The organism is Ilumatobacteraceae bacterium, from assembly GCA_033344875.1.
Lineage (GTDB): Bacteria > Actinomycetota > Acidimicrobiia > Acidimicrobiales > Ilumatobacteraceae > Ilumatobacter.
The window spans coordinates 405,828-422,926 of the sequence record JAWPMO010000001.1 but is presented as its reverse complement, the minus strand read 5'-3'; the positions used below and the strand labels follow the sequence as shown (position 1 = coordinate 422,926).

The 17,099-nt window shown below is 65.6% G+C and carries 15 protein-coding genes and 1 tRNA gene; 10 read left to right on the top strand and 6 right to left on the bottom strand.

Annotation, left to right across the window (positions count from 1 at the left end):
- Positions 1–67 precede the first annotated feature (67 nt).
- From R8G01_01985 to R8G01_01975, 3 genes are all read left to right on the top strand, one after another.
- Positions 68–1,399 carry an alkaline phosphatase D family protein gene (locus R8G01_01985; GenBank protein MDW3212736.1) on the top strand — a complete coding sequence of 444 codons (1,332 nt, stop codon included), beginning with the start codon at positions 68–70 and terminating at the stop codon, positions 1,397–1,399.
- A gap of 26 nt (positions 1,400–1,425) precedes the next feature.
- A tRNA-Pro gene (locus tag R8G01_01980) sits at positions 1,426–1,499 on the top strand.
- A 101-nt stretch (positions 1,500–1,600) separates the two neighbouring features.
- Positions 1,601–2,725, top strand: coding sequence for a site-specific integrase (locus R8G01_01975; protein ID MDW3212735.1), 1,125 nt, complete (start codon positions 1,601–1,603; stop codon positions 2,723–2,725).
- Between the two features lie 182 nt (positions 2,726–2,907).
- Here R8G01_01975 and R8G01_01970 read toward each other — a convergent pair whose 3' ends face one another.
- Positions 2,908–4,056, bottom strand: coding sequence for an IS110 family transposase (locus R8G01_01970; protein ID MDW3212734.1), 1,149 nt, complete (start codon positions 4,054–4,056; stop codon positions 2,908–2,910).
- A gap of 388 nt (positions 4,057–4,444) precedes the next feature.
- Between R8G01_01970 and R8G01_01965 the strand changes: the two genes are divergently transcribed.
- Positions 4,445–4,897: a hypothetical protein gene (locus tag R8G01_01965; protein ID MDW3212733.1), complete on the top strand. Its 453-nt coding sequence runs from the start codon at positions 4,445–4,447 to the stop codon at positions 4,895–4,897.
- Positions 4,898–5,040: 143 nt separating this feature from the next.
- Positions 5,041–6,402 (top strand): hypothetical protein, encoded by a 1,362-nt coding sequence (locus R8G01_01960; protein MDW3212732.1) that lies wholly within the window; start codon positions 5,041–5,043, stop codon positions 6,400–6,402.
- Between the two features lie 27 nt (positions 6,403–6,429).
- Here the strand turns inward: R8G01_01960 and R8G01_01955 are convergent, their stop codons facing one another.
- Both R8G01_01955 and R8G01_01950 read right to left on the bottom strand, forming a co-directional pair.
- Complete coding sequence (locus R8G01_01955; GenBank protein MDW3212731.1) at positions 6,430–7,122, bottom strand: hypothetical protein; 693 nt, start codon at positions 7,120–7,122, stop codon at positions 6,430–6,432.
- Positions 7,123–7,293: 171 nt separating this feature from the next.
- The gene (locus R8G01_01950) at positions 7,294–7,746 is read right to left on the bottom strand and encodes a hypothetical protein (protein ID MDW3212730.1); all 453 of its coding nucleotides are present in this window, start codon (positions 7,744–7,746) and stop codon (positions 7,294–7,296) included.
- 265 nt (positions 7,747–8,011) lie between these two features.
- Here R8G01_01950 and R8G01_01945 point away from each other — a divergent pair, with 265 nt between their 5' ends.
- Complete coding sequence (locus tag R8G01_01945; protein ID MDW3212729.1) at positions 8,012–8,485, top strand: RNA polymerase sigma factor; 474 nt, start codon at positions 8,012–8,014, stop codon at positions 8,483–8,485.
- A gap of 665 nt (positions 8,486–9,150) precedes the next feature.
- The gene (locus R8G01_01940; GenBank protein ID MDW3212728.1) at positions 9,151–10,212 is read left to right on the top strand and encodes a hypothetical protein; all 1,062 of its coding nucleotides are present in this window, start codon (positions 9,151–9,153) and stop codon (positions 10,210–10,212) included.
- Here R8G01_01940 and mobF read toward each other — a convergent pair.
- Both mobF and R8G01_01930 read right to left on the bottom strand, forming a co-directional pair.
- Positions 10,209–13,670, bottom strand: a complete 3,462-nt coding sequence (gene mobF / locus R8G01_01935; GenBank protein ID MDW3212727.1) for a MobF family relaxase — start codon at positions 13,668–13,670, stop codon at positions 10,209–10,211. The genes R8G01_01940 and mobF overlap by 4 nt on opposite strands.
- Positions 13,671–13,749: 79 nt before the next feature.
- The gene (locus R8G01_01930; protein MDW3212726.1) at positions 13,750–14,094 is read right to left on the bottom strand and encodes a helix-turn-helix domain-containing protein; all 345 of its coding nucleotides are present in this window, start codon (positions 14,092–14,094) and stop codon (positions 13,750–13,752) included.
- A 153-nt stretch (positions 14,095–14,247) separates the two neighbouring features.
- Here R8G01_01930 and R8G01_01925 point away from each other — a divergent pair, with 153 nt between their 5' ends.
- Positions 14,248–14,529 carry a helix-turn-helix transcriptional regulator gene (locus R8G01_01925; protein ID MDW3212725.1) on the top strand — a complete coding sequence of 94 codons (282 nt, stop codon included), beginning with the start codon at positions 14,248–14,250 and terminating at the stop codon, positions 14,527–14,529.
- Between the two features lie 65 nt (positions 14,530–14,594).
- On the opposite strand, the gene R8G01_01920 is transcribed toward R8G01_01925, so the two are convergent.
- Positions 14,595–15,689 (bottom strand): serpin family protein, encoded by a 1,095-nt coding sequence (locus R8G01_01920; GenBank protein ID MDW3212724.1) that lies wholly within the window; start codon positions 15,687–15,689, stop codon positions 14,595–14,597.
- Positions 15,690–16,077: 388 nt separating this feature from the next.
- Between R8G01_01920 and R8G01_01915 the strand changes: the two genes are divergently transcribed.
- Complete coding sequence (locus R8G01_01915; GenBank protein MDW3212723.1) at positions 16,078–16,434, top strand: helix-turn-helix transcriptional regulator; 357 nt, start codon at positions 16,078–16,080, stop codon at positions 16,432–16,434.
- Entirely contained in the window at positions 16,431–16,982 is a 552-nt protein-coding gene (locus R8G01_01910; protein MDW3212722.1) for a DUF6036 family nucleotidyltransferase, read from the top strand. The genes R8G01_01915 and R8G01_01910 overlap by 4 nt, the downstream gene beginning before the upstream one ends.
- Positions 16,983–17,099 lie beyond the last annotated feature (117 nt).

Here is a 17,099-nt window from a genome sequence, read left to right as displayed (position 1 = left end):
ATCCACGGGGTAGACACGTGGCATCGACACCACCCGGCCTTCCTCACCAGCCGACGTCGCAGGTGACGTGTTCGCCTCCGGTGTCGCGAGCGGCGACGTCGACGCTACCTCGGTCGTGTTGTGGACCCGGGCGCACAGTGTCGGCGCCGGGCCTGCCGTGGTCGATTGGGAGCTCGCCTCGTCCGACGGCGTCGTGGTCCGGTCCGGCCGCGTCGACGCGACCTCGTCGGCCGACCACACCGTCCGCGTCATCGTCGACGAACTCGAACCAGCGACCGACTACGAGTTCGCGTTCACCTGCGGCGATGCGACGATCAGCGGCCGGACCCGCACCCTCCCCGAGAACGCCGACCGGTTCCGGTTCGCCGTCGCCTGCTGCTCGCGTTGGGGGTGGCCCGGCTTCGAGCTGTTCGATGCGATCGCGGACGAGACGCCCGATCTGCTCCTCCACCTCGGCGACTCGATCTACGAGATCGGCGAGATGCCAACCGAGGGCGTCGCCACCGACCCTCCTTGGGACTGCCGCTCGCTCGACGACTATCGGCGGCGCTACCGGCAGCACCGGTCGAACCCGTCGTTGCGACGCCTGCTCGCCGACGTCCCGATGAACGTCGTGTGGGACGACCACGAGGTGGTCGACAATGCGCCCGATCCGGGTGAGACCGAACGGCGGCGAGCCGGTCAGCAGGCGTGGATGGAGTGGATGCCGACCCGCCGGATGAGCGACACCGACGGGCTGCATCGACGCTGGCTCATCCGGGGACTGGTCGACCTGCTGCTGGTCGACAGCCGACTCGCCGGACGTCGCCCCAACGAGGTCGACGGGCCGGGCCCCGAGGACGGTGCCCCGGGTTCGCTGCTCGACGAGGAGCAGTGGCGATCGATCGACGGCGCGGCGGCGACTTCGGCCGCTCCCTGGTTCGTCGTCGCGAATCAGGTCCAGGTGGGCCCGATGACGCTCGCCGCCCGGCCGGCACTGCGGTGGGCGCCCTGGCGACGTGTCGTCAACCCCGACCAGTGGGATGGCTACGAGGCCGACCGTGAACGGCTGTACGGGAAGCTCCGGGCCGCAGCCGGACGCTCGGTCGTCCTGTCCGGCGACCTGCATTCGGGCTGGTCACGGACACTGTCGGACGGCGACGGTGCCGTCGCGCACGAGTTCACGTCACCATCGATCAGCGGCACCACCTATGCCGAGGCCGTGCGCGACGCCCTGCGACTTCCGGTGCCGTCGGGTCTCGTGCGACGCTGGTTGCAGCGGCTGAACCCGGGCATCGACCATCTCGATCTCGATCGCCACGGCTATCTGGTGTGCGACGTCACGCCGAACCAGTTCGTGACCACGTTCGTCACCGCCGACGGCGAGCGGCACACGATCACCCTCCACCGCGACGGCTGACGCCCGGTACGCTTTCGCCCGAATCACGGGATGTGGCGCAGCCTGGTAGCGCACCTGCTTTGGGAGCAGGGGGTCGGGAGTTCGAATCTCCCCATCCCGACTGGATCTAGCTGGTGTCTTCCACCGGCGATCGAGTCGCCGGGTTGACGATGTATCAGCGATGTATCAGACTCTGAGGCACGACGAGTGCTCGGAGACGACATGGGGTGGAAGGCAACGGGGCAGCCGACGGTCCGCAAACAGCGCGACAAGTGGGTCGTGCGCGTCGACGGCATCGACACGGTGACCGGCAAGCACCGGCCTCGTCAGGTCGGGACGTACCCGTCGCAACGCTCCGCGACGACCGCTGCCCGGTCGATGAAGGCAGACGACCGCTCGACCGAACGAGGCACCGTGAGTTGGTTGGTTCGCCGCTACGTCGCCGGCCGGACCGACATCACCGAGAAGGCGCAGCAGCAGTACGAGTGGGCGATCCCCCACATCGAGAACGGGTTGGGTGCGATCCCGCTTGCGACGCTGGATCGAGCGGACGTCGCACGGTGGATCGACGCGCTCGCCGCCGGTGGCCGTTTGTCGAAGCGCAGTGTGCAGATCTGTCGCACAGTGCTGCGGGCGGCGTTGTCCGAGGCGGTCGACGAGGGTTTGATCCCGCGCTCCCCTGCTGCTCGAGTTGGTCTGCCTCGTGTGGTGGCGAAGCCGGTGAAGGAGAAGGAGACCGTGGCGTGGACCGCCGAACAGGTCGACCGCTTCCTCGCCGTGACCGCCGACCATCGCTGGGCGATCGCCTTCCGCATCGGCGTGCTCTACGGGCTGCGTCGCAGCGAGGTGCTCGCGTTGCGATGGGACGACGTCGACACGAAGGCGAGCACGTTACGGATCGACGAGAGCCTGGTCGCGACGAACACCGGTGCTGCGTGGGGAAACGCCAAGAACGAACGATCGAGGCGCACGATCCCGATCGACGACGACACGATGCGCGTGTTCGCCAAGCGCCGAGCCGAACAGGCAGCCGAGCGGCTCGCGGCCGGCAGCGAGTGGGAGGACAACAACCTCATCATCACGACGCGGCAGGGCGGGTTGGTGCTCCCCCGCTCCTACGACCGCGCGCTGGCGAGGATCGTCGACAACATCGGCTTGCCTCGGCTGACGTCCCACGGCCTCCGCCACACGGCGGCGTCTCACATGGTTCAAGGTGCCAGCGACCTCGGCGAATTGAGGGCTATCGCCGACCTGCTCGGCCACAGTCCCGAAATGCTGATGAACACCTACGCCCATGCCCTGCCGAACAGCCAGGCGGCCGTCGTCGAACGACTCAGGCGACCCTGAATGGCGTGATTATGCAGCGCCCCCTTCTCCCGCCGACCTCCAACACTTCGGCTCCTCTCTGTCAAGAGGTGGGTTCGGGGTGGGCATATGAGGACGTCTGTTGGCGTGTGCCGTCCGCGTGATCAGCTCGCACCTCGAGGCTGATTCTTCGTTGCGGCCACACCCCGAACCCGACGCCGAGGTTAGACCGGGGTCGGTCGTGGTTGCATCGGCTTGCCGTTCATCCGCAGTGTCGCTGGTGACCGATACGACGGTTCACCTTGTCGTGTCGATGGCCGGCGTGGCCAGGTGTCGTCTTGGGTTTGGTCGTCTTGCCGGTCGACTTGGAGTTGGCGCCACACGGCGTCGGTCACACGTCGTTTCAGACAGCGGAGTGCTTCGAGGCGGCTCTTGCCTTCGGCGATCTTGCGGCGGTAGTAGTCCCGTCCGGGGGTGTCGAATCTGATCTGGGTGACCGCAGCCATGTGGATGGCTCGGTTGAGTTGACGGTTCCCGGAACGTGACAGTCGATGCCGGTTCACATCACCGGATGACACTGCGATCGGGGCGGTCCCGCAGTAGCTCGCGAAGTGATCACGGGTGGCGAAACGGGAGACGTCTTCGACCTCACCGAGAATCAACGCAGCGTTGATCGGCCCGACCCCATACACCCGCGTCAACGTGGTGCCCGACGCCTTCACGGTGGCGTTGATGCGCTTGGTGATCTCATCGATCTTCAGATCCAGCCGGGCGATGTCGTCGATCAACTCCATCGCGAGCTCAACCCGCATCTGATCGGCGACGTTGTCGACCTCAAGTGCTGTGAGCAGGTCAAACGCATGCTCAGCTGACAGTGACAGTCGCGCCCCACCCGAGATCAGTTCGCGCAAGAACCTGTGCAGCCGGCACACCGCGGAGGTGCGTGACCGCACGAGTTCGGTGCGTCGATCCGACAACAGTTTCAACGCCACGTTCGGACCGTCAGGCTGCACCCGACGCAGATGCTTGGAGTGGATCGCAGCACGAGCGATCGCGACCGCGTCGGTGTGATCGGTCTTGGTGCCGTGCCCGGTCGAATACACCCTCACCCGAGTCGACAACTTCGCCGGCACATCGATCACCGTCTCACCCGCGGCGACAAGCCGTTGGGCGATGTTGCGGCCCATCCCATTCGCACCCTCGACCGCCCAGACCCGCTTCGGGAACTCGGCCACCGCCGCGAACATCGCGGCCAGGCCGTCGTCGTCATGGACAAATCGGCGTCTCGTTAACAACGTCTCGTCGCGTTCCAACACGACGATCGTGTTCGACACCTTGTGCGGATCGAGACCGATCACGACTTCGTTCAACATCACAGATTCCCTTCTCTCGTTGCAGGTTGTGCGACGGAGCAGGGCAACGCCTCTTTGAGCTGTGCAGACCTCTCTTCAGCCACGACCCCGTCTCGAGGTTCAGGCCGCAAGCCGAAAGCAGAGCCACGCCGCGCTACAACGCGTCGGGCAGCCGGAATACCGAGCGAACCATCCAGAACCCCGACCCAAAGGCTGGCCGAGCCCCCGGATCACCGTCAACTATGACAAGAGGCCGGATATCCCTCGCTTGGGTGAGGTTCTCGGCTCGGGATTATCGCGTGGGTGCGAGCGACCGATCGGTGTGCCGGATCTGAGCCGATGCAGACTACGTCCGTACTGCGAGTAGTCCCCGGCAGCCCCGGCATCATCGCGAGCTCTGACGGATACCGTGACAGCTATGCGTAGAGGCTGCAGCCTTCTCTTCGCAGCATGCTCGACGCTTGTACTCGTCGGATGCGCCGGAGGGTACGAAGACGAGAACCGCGCGATCCTCGACGAACTGCCGAACCTCGACGGCGTCGACGTGATCAGCGAAGAACACGGGAGCTACTGCAGCGGTGATACGTGCCTGTTCGGCGACGACCGCAGCAGTGCTCGAATCGTCGCGTCGGTCGATACCGACCTCTACACTCCAGATTCGCTGATCGAGGCGTATCACGACCAGCTTTCCGGATGGAGTGAGGCGACGATCGACAGGGGCTGCCTCGACGACTCATCGCCGTGCGACGACATCTTGGCGGCGATGTTTACGAGAGATCGTGAGCGGATCAGTCTCGGCCTGGACAACTGGTCCGTTGCGCAGATCGAGATCGGGGTAGATGCGAGAGGTATCGACGAGTAGGCCGGCACCCACCCTGGCCGACCTCAGCCGACCGGCCAGGTGATACTCACAGCGCATATCGACAGTGGTGGGTGACGACGACCCGACCCGATGGTCCTGCGGTCGTTCGGGAACAACGGCGTATCGTCGGACGTCAGATGTTTATGCGGCGCTCACGTCTCCTGATCGGCTCCCTGCTCGCGGCGACCCTCGGGCTCACGGCATGCGGCGGCGACGGCGGCGACGGCGACGACGGCGGTGCGCTCGGATCGTCCAGTGGCGCCGCCGCGGACTGTGCTGGCGGACTCGTGGTCGACGGTGTTTGGTATCGGCCTGACTGGAACAGCCCGGCACCCGAGGAGAGTGAGCTCGGCGAGGTCGTCGGGACGGTCGACGGGCCGTGGGACTGCTACGTCGCTGCGGAGCAGCTCGGCGATGGGGTGTTCGCGACCGGCATCCCCGACGGGAGCGAGGTCCGCCGGTTCGGCACGCGGCGCGTCGACGAGGCACTTGCCACCGTGTCCCGCGGCAAGGTCGCGGTGTTCCGATCCCCTGACTCGCTCTCGCTGACCAATGCGCTCGACGACGAAGTGGTCGCGATCGGTATCAACAGCGAGTACGACGGCACGACACGCTTCGCGACGATCGACGACCCGGAGGTGATCGCACGCCTCGTGGACGCTGCCCGTGCTGTCGATCAGGAGACCTCGTTCGACGGACTGAGCGAGGGCACGCGCTACTTCGTCGAGTTCGTCCACGCCGACGGCTTGTCGACCTCGTTCCCATACGGCGTCGAGCGCGCACAACTGTCCGACCGCGTCGTCGGCGAGGTGTGGGCGGATGCGATCGAAACTGCGATGGCGCAGTCCGGCGGGACCCCGGCCGTCGAGGGCCTGACCGTGTCGGCGGCCGGTGTGGACGCGCCGACACACCCGCTGGGCTCGTGCCGGCTCGATCGGGCCGACTTGTCGGCAACCCCGGGTGAGATCGTCACGGTCGGAGGCGAGGCAGTGGCCGACGACGTGATCGAGCCCTGGTGGTGGATCAACCCACCCGGCGGCACCGGCGACATGGTGCCCGCGGCGTCACAGACCGGACAGGGCCTGCTCGTCCCGAACGTCGACGGAGTGATGATCGTCGAGATCTACCTCCGCACCGATGCGACCGCCGACGTCCCGCTCCTCGAGGCGTGCTTCACGCTCGCCACCACCGGCGCAAACGCCCTCGCAGAAGGCTCGGTTCCGACCGATTCGCTCGACTGCACGAGCCAGTCGAGCGAGCCAAGCGTTGAGCAGTACGACGACGGTGCCACCTTCCCCAGCATCGCCGAGGCGGTCACGGATTGGTTCACACGAGCGGCTGGTGAGCGCAGCGACATCGCCGAACTCCAGCTCGTCGCCACCCCCTTCGACCCGATCGCCAACCTCGTTGACGCGGAGGGCCGCTCCCAGGCGGTGATCAAGCTCACCGGCGACGGCGGTACGACCTGGCGAGTCAGCGAAGCCATCATCTGCCCGGAACCGTGAATCCCAGACGGTGCCCCTCGACCCTTGTCAGTCGCCGGGTCCGGTCGGCTCCTCGCTCTCGTAGCCATTGCTGTAACGGACTGTGAAGTCGCCACGCTGGGGGTCGGCGTTCGGTTTCGGAGGCTCTGGGAAATCGATGCTGGCCACGCAACCGTCGGCCAGATTCACGACAGCGGCAAACGTGATGCCGATCTCGATCACATATGGGTAGACCCGTGCGACACGCTGTTCTCCGCCGTCGTATTGGAACGAGCAATCGGGCCGGTTCGGACGTGGGAGACCGATGTTGTACACGGGAACGTCAGCGGCGACATGATTCGGCAACCAGCCCTCGAACGAGATTTCTGGGTCAACCCGGAACGTGATCAGAGCGATCTGATCGTCGACTTGGTGGAACAACACTTTGGCGTCCTCGGGCGCGCCCATCTCGTCCCACACCCAGGATTCCCGCAGCACGTCGAGCGCGGCCAACGCTGTGGCGGACGTGTCGGGCGGTCCGTCCGGCAAGGTTGGCCACGGCTCGTCCTCCTCGTTCGTTCCTGTGGGTGGATCCGGCGATATGTCCGAGTCGGGCCGATCCGTTCCGTCCCCACAGCCGATGAGCATCAGGGTCAACGCCACTCCGACGGCCACTCTCACCGAATCCACGCTACGCATCTGATCGAAGGCATGCGGATCATCGCCCAGGAGGACCGCAGCAACCCGCTCGGGATCCGGCACACGCGCGCAACAACAGTTCGGGTAGCGACGCACATAGCGCGAGCGCCGTAGCCCGCCGGTCGGGCTCTCGCTACCCGCACGCTTCGGCCCGAGCAGCGCACCCGGTAATCACTCGGCCGCGTCGCCGATTCGTCCCGCGAGGAGAAGCGCACATGGGCAGTTCGGAAGCGCTCACAGGAACGCGAGGTCGACGTCGCCTTCCATCGTGAATGCAGCAACCCACGAGCGGTCCGCCGCGACGAAGTAGTGGTGCTCAGGAATCGCGAGCAGAGCCTGGACAACGCTGGCGAGCTCCGCACCTTCGATGCGTACGTCGAACGGCGACAACGCATCTCCACCGTGGTCGACGTGGTCCCCGGCGGGCAGAGCCGCAAGGAATTCGTCCAGCACTGCCCGTAGTTCGTCGGCCGACGACACAAACCAATGACGACGAGAATCTGCGAAACGGGTCCAGTCGATCTTCGACCCGACACGGTGCATCTCGCGATTGAGCCAGGCGAACACGGCGTCGTCTGGCAGCCGTTCCAAACGATCGAGCGGTGGTTCGGCGTAGACCGTCAGCCAGTAGTTGTTTGGGTCCGGCACCCGAGCAGATTGCCCGATCTTGGCGCGCTCCGCAAGCATTGGACCATCGTCCAAACCGCTCGGTATCGCCGCCCGACAATCCGTCGTCGGTTCCGGGATGACCCGCACGCTTCGGCCCAACTGTGGTGCCCGGAAATCACGCTCGCCTCGCCGAACTGGCGGCAGCCGTTGGCCTTGTAGCCGGGGGAACTTGAGTGTTCCTGAGCGGATGTGCCGGGACTCCGATTCTCCAGGCTGTGCGCGGCGATCATGATTTGGTGTCACGATCGGGGGCTGTGCGGTGTCTTGAGTAGTGATGCAGGGCTTGACGCGGAGTGCAGAACGGGAGCGGCTGTTGGCCGTGTACCCGTCGCTGCGCCGATTCGCGGCGGTTGTGGGTTCGCCCGACATGTCGCCGGACGATCTGGTCCACGATGTGATCGTCACTGCGTTGAGCGGTGACCGCTTCGCTCAGGTCGATGACGTCGAGGCGTACCTGCGTCGATCGATCGTGAACCGGGCAGCGAACGAGCGTCGTCGCCTCGGTCGTCGGCGCTTGGCACTCGTTCGAGTGCGGGCTGAAATCGACGCACAGAGCGCTCGCGATGCGTATCCGTCGGATCTTTCCCATCTCACGAAGCTTGATCCGCGGTCCAGGGCCGTGTTGTTCATGCACTACGTCGAGGGTCGCAGTTTCGAGCAGATCGCCGCACTGCTCGATCTTCGTTCGCCTGCGGTACGGCAGATCGCTGCTCGTGCCCGCCGGGAACTTCGTCTTCACGAGGGGGTCACGCCATGATCGTTGATGAGCTGGAACGTCTCGCACAGCGAGGACCGTTTCGCGATCCTGAGTCGGTGGTCGACGACGCGATGGCCGCTGCCGGGGAAGACCTGTCGCGGAGGCGGCGGGTTCGTGTCGGACTGGTGGCCGCAGTGACCGTGGCGCTGATTGGAGGGCTCGTGGTTGTGCTCGCGGTCGTTGCACGCGACGGCGAATCCGCTCCGGCGGGCCCACCATCGACGACGGTTACAGCGACAACGTCGCCGGTTGAGTTGTTGCCGTTGGGGTCGATCGTTGAGGGACAGAACGTTGTCGCGACCGACGTGCCTGACGGTTGGGTCATTGACGCGACCGAGGTCACTGATGGCAACTTGAGTCAACGGTTTCGGGATCCAAGTGTTGGTGCTGATGGTGGCGTGGTCGTCGGTTTCGGCAACGTCGATCAGATGGATCCTGCGGGTGAACTCCGGGTCATGGGCGGGGTCGAATGGTTCGTGGAGATCACTGACGACCAGGCTCGGTACACGTCTGTGTTCGATGATGCGTTCGCGATGGTGGTCGCTACCGGATTCGATCGCGATGAACTCGACCGATTCGTCGCATCACTCCGAGCGGGACCTGGCCGCGGAGACGAGGCGGATTCAGACCCTCGATCAACACCAGACGCTGTAGATGTTGAGTTGATGTCGGGAATGATCCTGCATCTCCCCGACGGCCCGGACGGGGCCACGATCGGCGATGACAGTCACTGCGGTGGCGGGCTGGGCACCGAGGGCGACAGCGACGCGTTTCTCGATCTCGTTGTGGAAGCCGGCGGGGCGATCGAGAGCTGCTTCATCCAACTCGAGGCGCCCGAGACGTTCGTCAACAGCTTGGTCTTGTCGTTCCCCTCCGAGGAACTCGCTGTCCGGGCTCTGACGGCCGACGGGTTTGCCGGTGTGATCCGCTACTACGGGCTCGACTGCTGCAACGCGGACCCGATCGGCACGCTTGCAGAAGCGGTCGGTCCCGGTGCCGAGGCAATAGGTGCAGCGTCCGCAACCGACACATCCGCGGTGCACGGCTGGCGTGCCGGGACGTTGGTCGGCGCCGTCTCGGTGCTGCAATTCGACAGCTCATCGGGCGCAGCGGTCGAGGCCGCTCGCTTGGCCGGCGTCCAGCACGAGCGGATGCTTCGCCCGGTCGCTGTTCCAGACGGCATCGACGAAGACCGTTTGGTCGGTCTCGAACAAGCAACGTTCATCCCGTGGTGGGTCGGTGGGGCGTTCATGCCGCCCGGGTTCCCGCCGATGGAGCTGTATAGGTCGTACACCCAAGACGGGATGGTCGATCTCGACTACGACGGCGCCCGGATCCAAGTGTTTGATCTCTCCGCGGTGCCATCTGGAAGTGAACCCGACCAGATGCTCGCCGTGACCGCCGAGCTGTTTGACTCCCCGTGCACCGTGACCGAACCCATCGAAGGCCCCGGCACGTCGCTGCTGCTCGGTCGACACATCCCCGACGAGTTCTTCAGCCCACCCGCCGACGGAATGCGTGATGGGTGGGGCGAACTCACGTCCGGAGAGTGCCCCGCTGGCGAGCCGAACGTGTGGATGGCGACCGTCGAGGTCGATGACCTCTACATCAGGGTGAACCCTGCCTTCTGCTACAACTGCCTCAGCCCGCCGACACCCGAGCTTCCCTACCGCAGCCCGGATGGCCTACGAACCATCGTTGCGGCACTCGAGCCGTTCGAGCGCTAACCACCGGCTGGCTGATCGCGTCCCAACGGACCCACGCGCGCACCCCTCACGCTCCGGCCAGCCACACAACTTGGACACTCAATCACCCGGCCGAGCAGGCGAAGGGTGACCGAGTTCGGCCCGACCGGGACACGAGATGATCCCGGCGCGATGCACACCTGGCCCGCAGCGGAAGTCGTCCAGTCACCCCGGCAACTCAATCTCTGGAGCCTTTGCCAGACGATGCTGATGCGCACGTTCGACTGGACTGCCTGGGGCTGAGTCTGGAGCCACAGGTTCAGTTCTTCTCCGAGACTTGCGAGGAGGCTGTCGCGCTCACTGCGAAGCACTTCAAGCGTTGCGACGACTTGGTCGAGTGCGAGATCGTCGCCGGCTGCCCAGTGCTGCCAGGTATCGAGTGCTTCAACGGTCCGCCGTGAGCGGTCGATGCGCCCGTCATGGTCGGCCCACTGGTGCAGGATGTCGCCCGTGCGGTCGTACTCGTCTTTGATCGTTTGACGAAGGGCGTTCACTCGTTCTCGAGTTGGCCGGGCCCGTTCTTCCGCACTCGCAACGGCTTGCTCGGCCCGGTCGAGGCGCAGTTTGGCGTCGGCCAGCGCTGCCCGATCTCTCCTTCTGTGGAGCGGGCCCGCCGCGCCCGCGACTTGCGTCGCCGCCTCGACATCGCGCCATGCGTCGTAGCGGTCGTCGCTTGCGGCACGAGCGGCCGCTTCGAACGGGCCGGCATCCGCGGCTGCGGCCGGAAGCAGGTCGCGGGCCTCGTCGGCTGCCTCTCGACGAAGTGCTCGATCGGCATTGCGGGCTTCGATCGCGCGAATCGAGTCGTTCATCTCGTCGACGAGGCGTTGTCGAACGTCGTTGAACCACGGCGGGATCTCACACCTCGGCTGGATGGTTGACGGTGATGTCGCAGGAACCGCCTGCGCGAGCTCTCGGCGCTGGGCGAGCGCTGGGAGGTCCACTCGGTCGTTGGCCAGGATTCCGCGCAGGACCGACCTCGCTTCCTCACGGTCGCTGGTTTCGGTGACGACGTGGATCATGTTGAGCGTTCGACCTCGCGTGGCGCCGACGTAGAGGCCGCGTCGGCTGGTGGCTGGGGTGGCGAGTTCGATGCCGATGGTGACGGTGTCGCCTTGGTTGCCGTGTTCGGTGGCGGCGTAGCCGAGTTGAACGTGCTGATGTACGTACTCGACCGGCAGTGTGACCGTTCCTGCATCCAGCTGAGAGTCAACGGTCATCGATCCGTCGGGGTGAATTGCCGACACGGTCCAGTGGTCGCGGTTGCGGACCGGTTCACCGGTCGTGGTGGTGAGTGTCCGGTCGTTCCGTCGTGTGACGACACGGTCGCCTACGTGGGCGATGGCGCCGTCGGCGATGACGGCCGTGTCGGCTGGGTCGATTCGGTGGCCGGCGAACCGGCGACGCTGGATGGCTTGGTTGATTCGGTCGACGTGCTCGTTCGTCGATGCTGTGATCGCGACTGAGTCGCCGTTGCCGTCGAAGAACATCCAGGCGCCGGCGATGGCGTCGATGTGCTCGTCGAAGGGGCCGGCACAGATGCGGCCTTGGTCGATGTAGGTGTCGATCGCGTCGGGATCGCCGTGTCGCAGTTGGAGGGACGCGGCGGCCTCCCAAGCGTTCGTGAACCGGTGGATCTTCTGGAGTTCGAGCGTGCGGCCGGTCGCGCAGAGTTCGTGGAACATGCCGCCGCGTCCGACCGCTTGGAGCTGGTGTGGGTCGCCGATCAGCACGACTCGCCACCGGTGCTGCTCGGCCAGCGCTGCGAGCTGGGCGAGGCTGGCGGTTCCGAGCATGCCGGCTTCGTCGACGATGACGGTCGCTCCGGGTGGGAGTTGGTAGCGGGCGTTCGGCGGCCGCTCGGTTTGGAGATGTTCGTACAGGAGCTTGTGGACGGTGTCCGAGGGGATGCCGGTCTCGCGTTCGAGTACGCGAGCTGCTTTGGCAGATGGTGCGAGGCCGAACACGATGCGGTCGGCTCGCCAGATGTCGTTGGCGGCGGCTCGCAGGGTGGTGGTCTTGCCGGTCCCTGCCGGCCCGACGGCGAGGACGAGCCGGTCGTGGCCGGCGACTGCTGCTGCGACGTCGGCTTGGAGTACGTCGAGCCCGGTCGTGTCGACGGTGTCCGATGGTTGCGGCTGGTTAATCTCGGCGTCGAGCGCCCACGCGAATACGCGGGCTTCCTCGTCGAGGATCATGTCGGACGTCAGATTCGCTGCGATCGGTTCGAGCCACTCCGATCGACCGTCGGACGCTCGTTGACGGTTCATGACCTCCGGGTCGAGTTGAGCGCACTCGTCGATGATCCGGTCACTCGCTCGTTCGAGTGCGGCGAGCCATCGGTCGGCTGACATGTTCGGCACAGCCGGTTGGAGATCACAGATCGTGCGCATGACGTCGGCTCGCGCCCACGTCGACCCGCGAGCGGAGAGCTGATCGACGACACCGGCGACGGTGACAGCCGGTGCATGTGCTTCATCGAGGCTCGGCTTCGACACGAGGCGATCGACATCTTCGGCGGACCACCCGAGACGGTTGGCCTCGCGTTGCCACCGTGTCTGCAGATCCGGGACACCGTGACCCGTCTTGCGGCTGCGGGTGTCGACGGCGGCTTGGCGTGTGAGTGCTGCTCGTTCGATGCTGGTCGGGTCGCGTCCCTCCCGTTGGCGGAAGTCGTCGAGCTTGTCGTCGAGCGCGTGCTCGACCTCGACGGTGCGCTTCGAGAACTGCTCCAACAGTTGTGCTGGCATGCCGGCGATCTCGGCCTGCCCGTTCTCGATCGGCTGCCACGCGACCCCGAAGCGGTTGGCGAGTTCCGATCGCAACACCGACTGATAGAGGCCACCGAGCATCCGCTGGTGCTTCTTGAGGAACCGGGCGTCGAGTGCGAGCCATCGGCCCTCAGCGGTTTGGACCTTTGCTGAGATGACGGCGTGGGTGTGGAGTTGTGGGTCGTCGGCCCGTGACGTCGACTGACGGAATGTCGCCATGATCAAGCCCTGCGAGTCAGGGTGCAGCCGGCGACCGTTCGATCGGATCCTGGTGGTCGATCCGAACCGTTCCAGGTAACCGAGCGCTGCGGTCACCGCGGCGTCGTGCGCTTCGAGGTAGCCGGCGTCACAGGTGAGCGCCCACAGCACACTCACCGACTTCGGCGCCGAGAACGTCGCATCGAACCCAGCGACGGCGCGCACCGTGCCGCCATCTTTTGTCACCCGGTCGACGAGCGACATCCCGAGCGGTGTCCCAGAAACTGGGTCACGGCCCTCGAGTAGCGCCTGCAGCTGTTCGCCGTTCACCGGGCCGCCGAGCCCGAGCAGGTCGGCCTGCCTGCCGCACCAGATGCCGGGCTGCTCGCCGGGCGCGTCGGTCAGGTACTGCGTGTAGTAGCCGGCCGACGCCGCAGCCGATGATGCGTAGAGCGTCGTCACCCGCAGCACGGCGCCCCTCCCCCGCCCGCGGGCACTTGTCTGTTCTTGAAGTGTGATGGTTGACGTGAGGTGTCGTGCATGGGAGGCCTCAGACCTGGCGGAGTCGGCGAGGTGCGGCGCGACGGGCGGCCGTCGGTCCGGTCAGCGTTGGCCGGGCTGTCGGGTCGGGATCGTCAGCGAACGCGTCGACGATGACCGGAGGCCATGTCAGTGGTCCGCCGACGATCTCCTCGATCGCGAGCCGTGGGAATCGGATCTGTCCACCGACGAAGGCCGACCGAATGCCAGAGTGACCGTCGGTCGTCCGCCACTCAGCGGCGAGTTCGTAGACCTTCGTCCGGCTGATCCGCAGGACGACGACGACCTCGGCGACGGTGAGCAGATCCGGCGCGAGGCCGGCGCTCCCACAACGGTCACATCGAGCAGAGTCCATCACGACGTGAAAGCACCACGACCGCCGCTTTCGTTGCATGACAATCCTGCGAACGCCTCGCAGCACGTGACATCATCTTTGATGTCAACCGGTCCGTTGAACTTTCGACCCGATCGAGGAGGACTTCTGATGAAGCAAACAACGATTGATGACGTGAAGCGACGACACCTCGCCGCTCTGACCGCCGACGAGCGAGCCGAGTTCGATCAGACCTACGACGCCACGCGACTCGCCATCGAGGTCGGCGACCAAGTGCGCACCGCCCGAGAAGCGGCCGGCCTCACTCAACGCGAGCTGGCAGCACGGATGGGGACGAGCCAAGCCGCCGTCGCTCGACTCGAAGCCGGGGGAACCGGCGCGACGCTCACGAGCCTCCAGAAGGTCGCCGGAGCGTTGGATCTGAAGGTCACCGTGGCGTTCTCGCGGTCAAGTTGACGGACGCACGCTTCTTCCAGGGACCGGAGTTCACCGTCCGCCCAGTGCCTGGTCCAACCCGTTCTTCAGGGAACCACGGCCGGGTCGGTGACGCGACCGATGAAGAGGATCGTTCCTGCGCCTCGGTCACGGATCAGGTACAGGAAGGGGCGGTTGACCTCGATCGTGGGTCCGTGCGAGTCCGCCATCTCACCTCCGGTCGCGGCGGCGGCGCGTGTGCCTTGCTCGTCGACCTCGACGACCGCTTCGTGTTCGACCTGGTCGAGGAAGAGTCCGCCACCCTCCGTCATGCCGGAGAAGTCAGCGCCGCCACCGAACGCTGCCGGCATACCCAACCCGGTCAGAACGTCGTTGAGTTGTACGTGGGTGCGAGCGGTCCACTTCGGCAATGACAGATGGATACCGCCGTCGGTGATGCCATCGATCACCGCAGCGAGTGACTCGGTCGTCAACTCGGATTCGAATGCAGCGAGGTCGTTCGGGACGATGACCACCATCGACAGTGCACCACCTCCATAGGGCACCTCCACCGCCAGGGCGTCCTCCGTCCACGCCGACGGCAGGAACTCGTCGTAGTGCATCATCGGTACGTTCACCGTCGAGCCGTCGGCGCGCGTGAACGGCTCCGTGCGCGTCGCTGCCGGATCGAACGGAAACTCCCATGGCGCATCCAGCGCAACGGCATTGACCAACACCATCTGCGTCGACCCGTCGAACGACGCAGGCGGGAACAGCTCTGGGATCAGGTCGTTCGTTCGTTCCTCGACCCAGCCGTTGACCAGATTGCGCATCGCCTCTGGGTCGGCACCGAAGTCAGCCTCCGCCAGAGGCGAGCCGTACGCGCCGGTCAGCACGTCCAGGTAGTCGTCGAGCAACGCGAGACCCGGCTTCGTCCACACTTTGTTGGCAGCGGTCCACACCGTGGGGCTTCCGACCGTGCGTGCATCCAACGTGAGGTCGTACGCGTTGATGCCTTCGTGCCACGCTTCCGGTTCCAGGTCGCCAACGTGGAGGACGTCAGCCATCTCCGTTGCGGTCTGCCCTCGGGCGCCCGCGTAGATCATCCCGAGCGCGAAGGTGACGCTGTACGGGCTCACCACCGTGTTTCCAGCTTCGTCGGCGGCCACGACGCGATAGAGGTCGACGGCGAACTCGTTCATCCCTGCGATGGCTGCCGTCGCGTTCCGACCATCCGCTCCACCATCGACCGACCGCTCTGACAACGCACCGAACCGCAGCGGCAACGCTTCGTCAGATATGTCTTCAGAGGGCTCGGTCGTTACGACCGTGGACTGCTCATCAGCCGGCCCGTCCGGGTGCGAATCGGCAACCGACTCAGGCGTTCGATCCGCGACGTCGTCGCCTCCACAGGCTGCGACGAGCACCATGGCAGCGAGCACTCCGATTCCCATACGTCTGCGCATCACGATTTTGACGTTAGTCGTGGCCTTCCAGTTCCCGGGTTCGGAAAGCTCGACCGAGAACTGACCGGTCGACCCTTCAGCCCCGCAACGACCCGGCGGTTGTGTGATCTGATAACATCCCATCATGGGCGTGGCAGCAGAGCTGATTCGGGAGGCCAGGCAAGCCGCTGGCCTGACGATGGCCGAGCTCGCTGAGCGCGCGGGCAGCTCGAAGCCGACCATCTCGAGGTACGAGAACGGGTTGGTCGACCCTGGCGTTGAGACGTTGAACCGACTGCTCCACGCGTGCGGCCGAGAACTCCGGGCCCAGCCGGTTGGACTGCCCGCGTCGCGAGAAGCGATCGGCCACCGGTTCGAAGCCCAAGAAGGCCCAACGGCCGACGATGTCACGCGGACGAACGACGGCCGGGAGTTGCGAACCGCTGCCGACCTCGAAGCGTTCGCAGCTGAACTCCGCGATGAGGGCCTCCTGGCGACGTGACCGAACCGGCCGACGAGTACGGCGAGCTCGACGAGACGAAGATCTTCCAGGCGCTCGACGATCACGGCGTCGAGTACGTCGTCGTCGGCGGCAGCGCGGCGATTCTGTGGGGTGCCCAACGTGCGACCCGAGATGTTGATTGCGTGGCCCACCAGACAGTCGAGAATCACCGACGGGTCTGCGACGCACTCAGACAGATGGGCAACCCGCGCCTGCGAATCGAAGGTGTCGACGACGCGGCAGCAGTCGAACTGTCCCAGCAACTGTTGCATCCGGACTTCTTCGCTCGGACCGCTGCCTCGACCTGGCGAACTGACAGCGGCAGCGTCGACTTCCTGAGCGGCATCCCCGATGCGGCCGGCGAATCAGTCTCATACGACACGCTTCGAGCGCGTGCCACGTTCGCCCCGACGGGCGAGTTGCGCATTCCCGTCGCCTCGCTCGACGACATCATCGAATCGAAGATCAGCGCCGACAGAGCGAAGGACCGCGAGGCTCTCCCCGAACTCAACGAACTCCGCCGAGGGCTTCATCGACCCGACAGCTGAGCCGAGTCGATTGGTAGGTCAGCCCGACTGGTCGACTCGGCGAACCCGCCATCTGACAGGCGGTCGCGCCGACGGATCTGATACATCGATGCAATCTGATACATCGCGAGCCGCGAG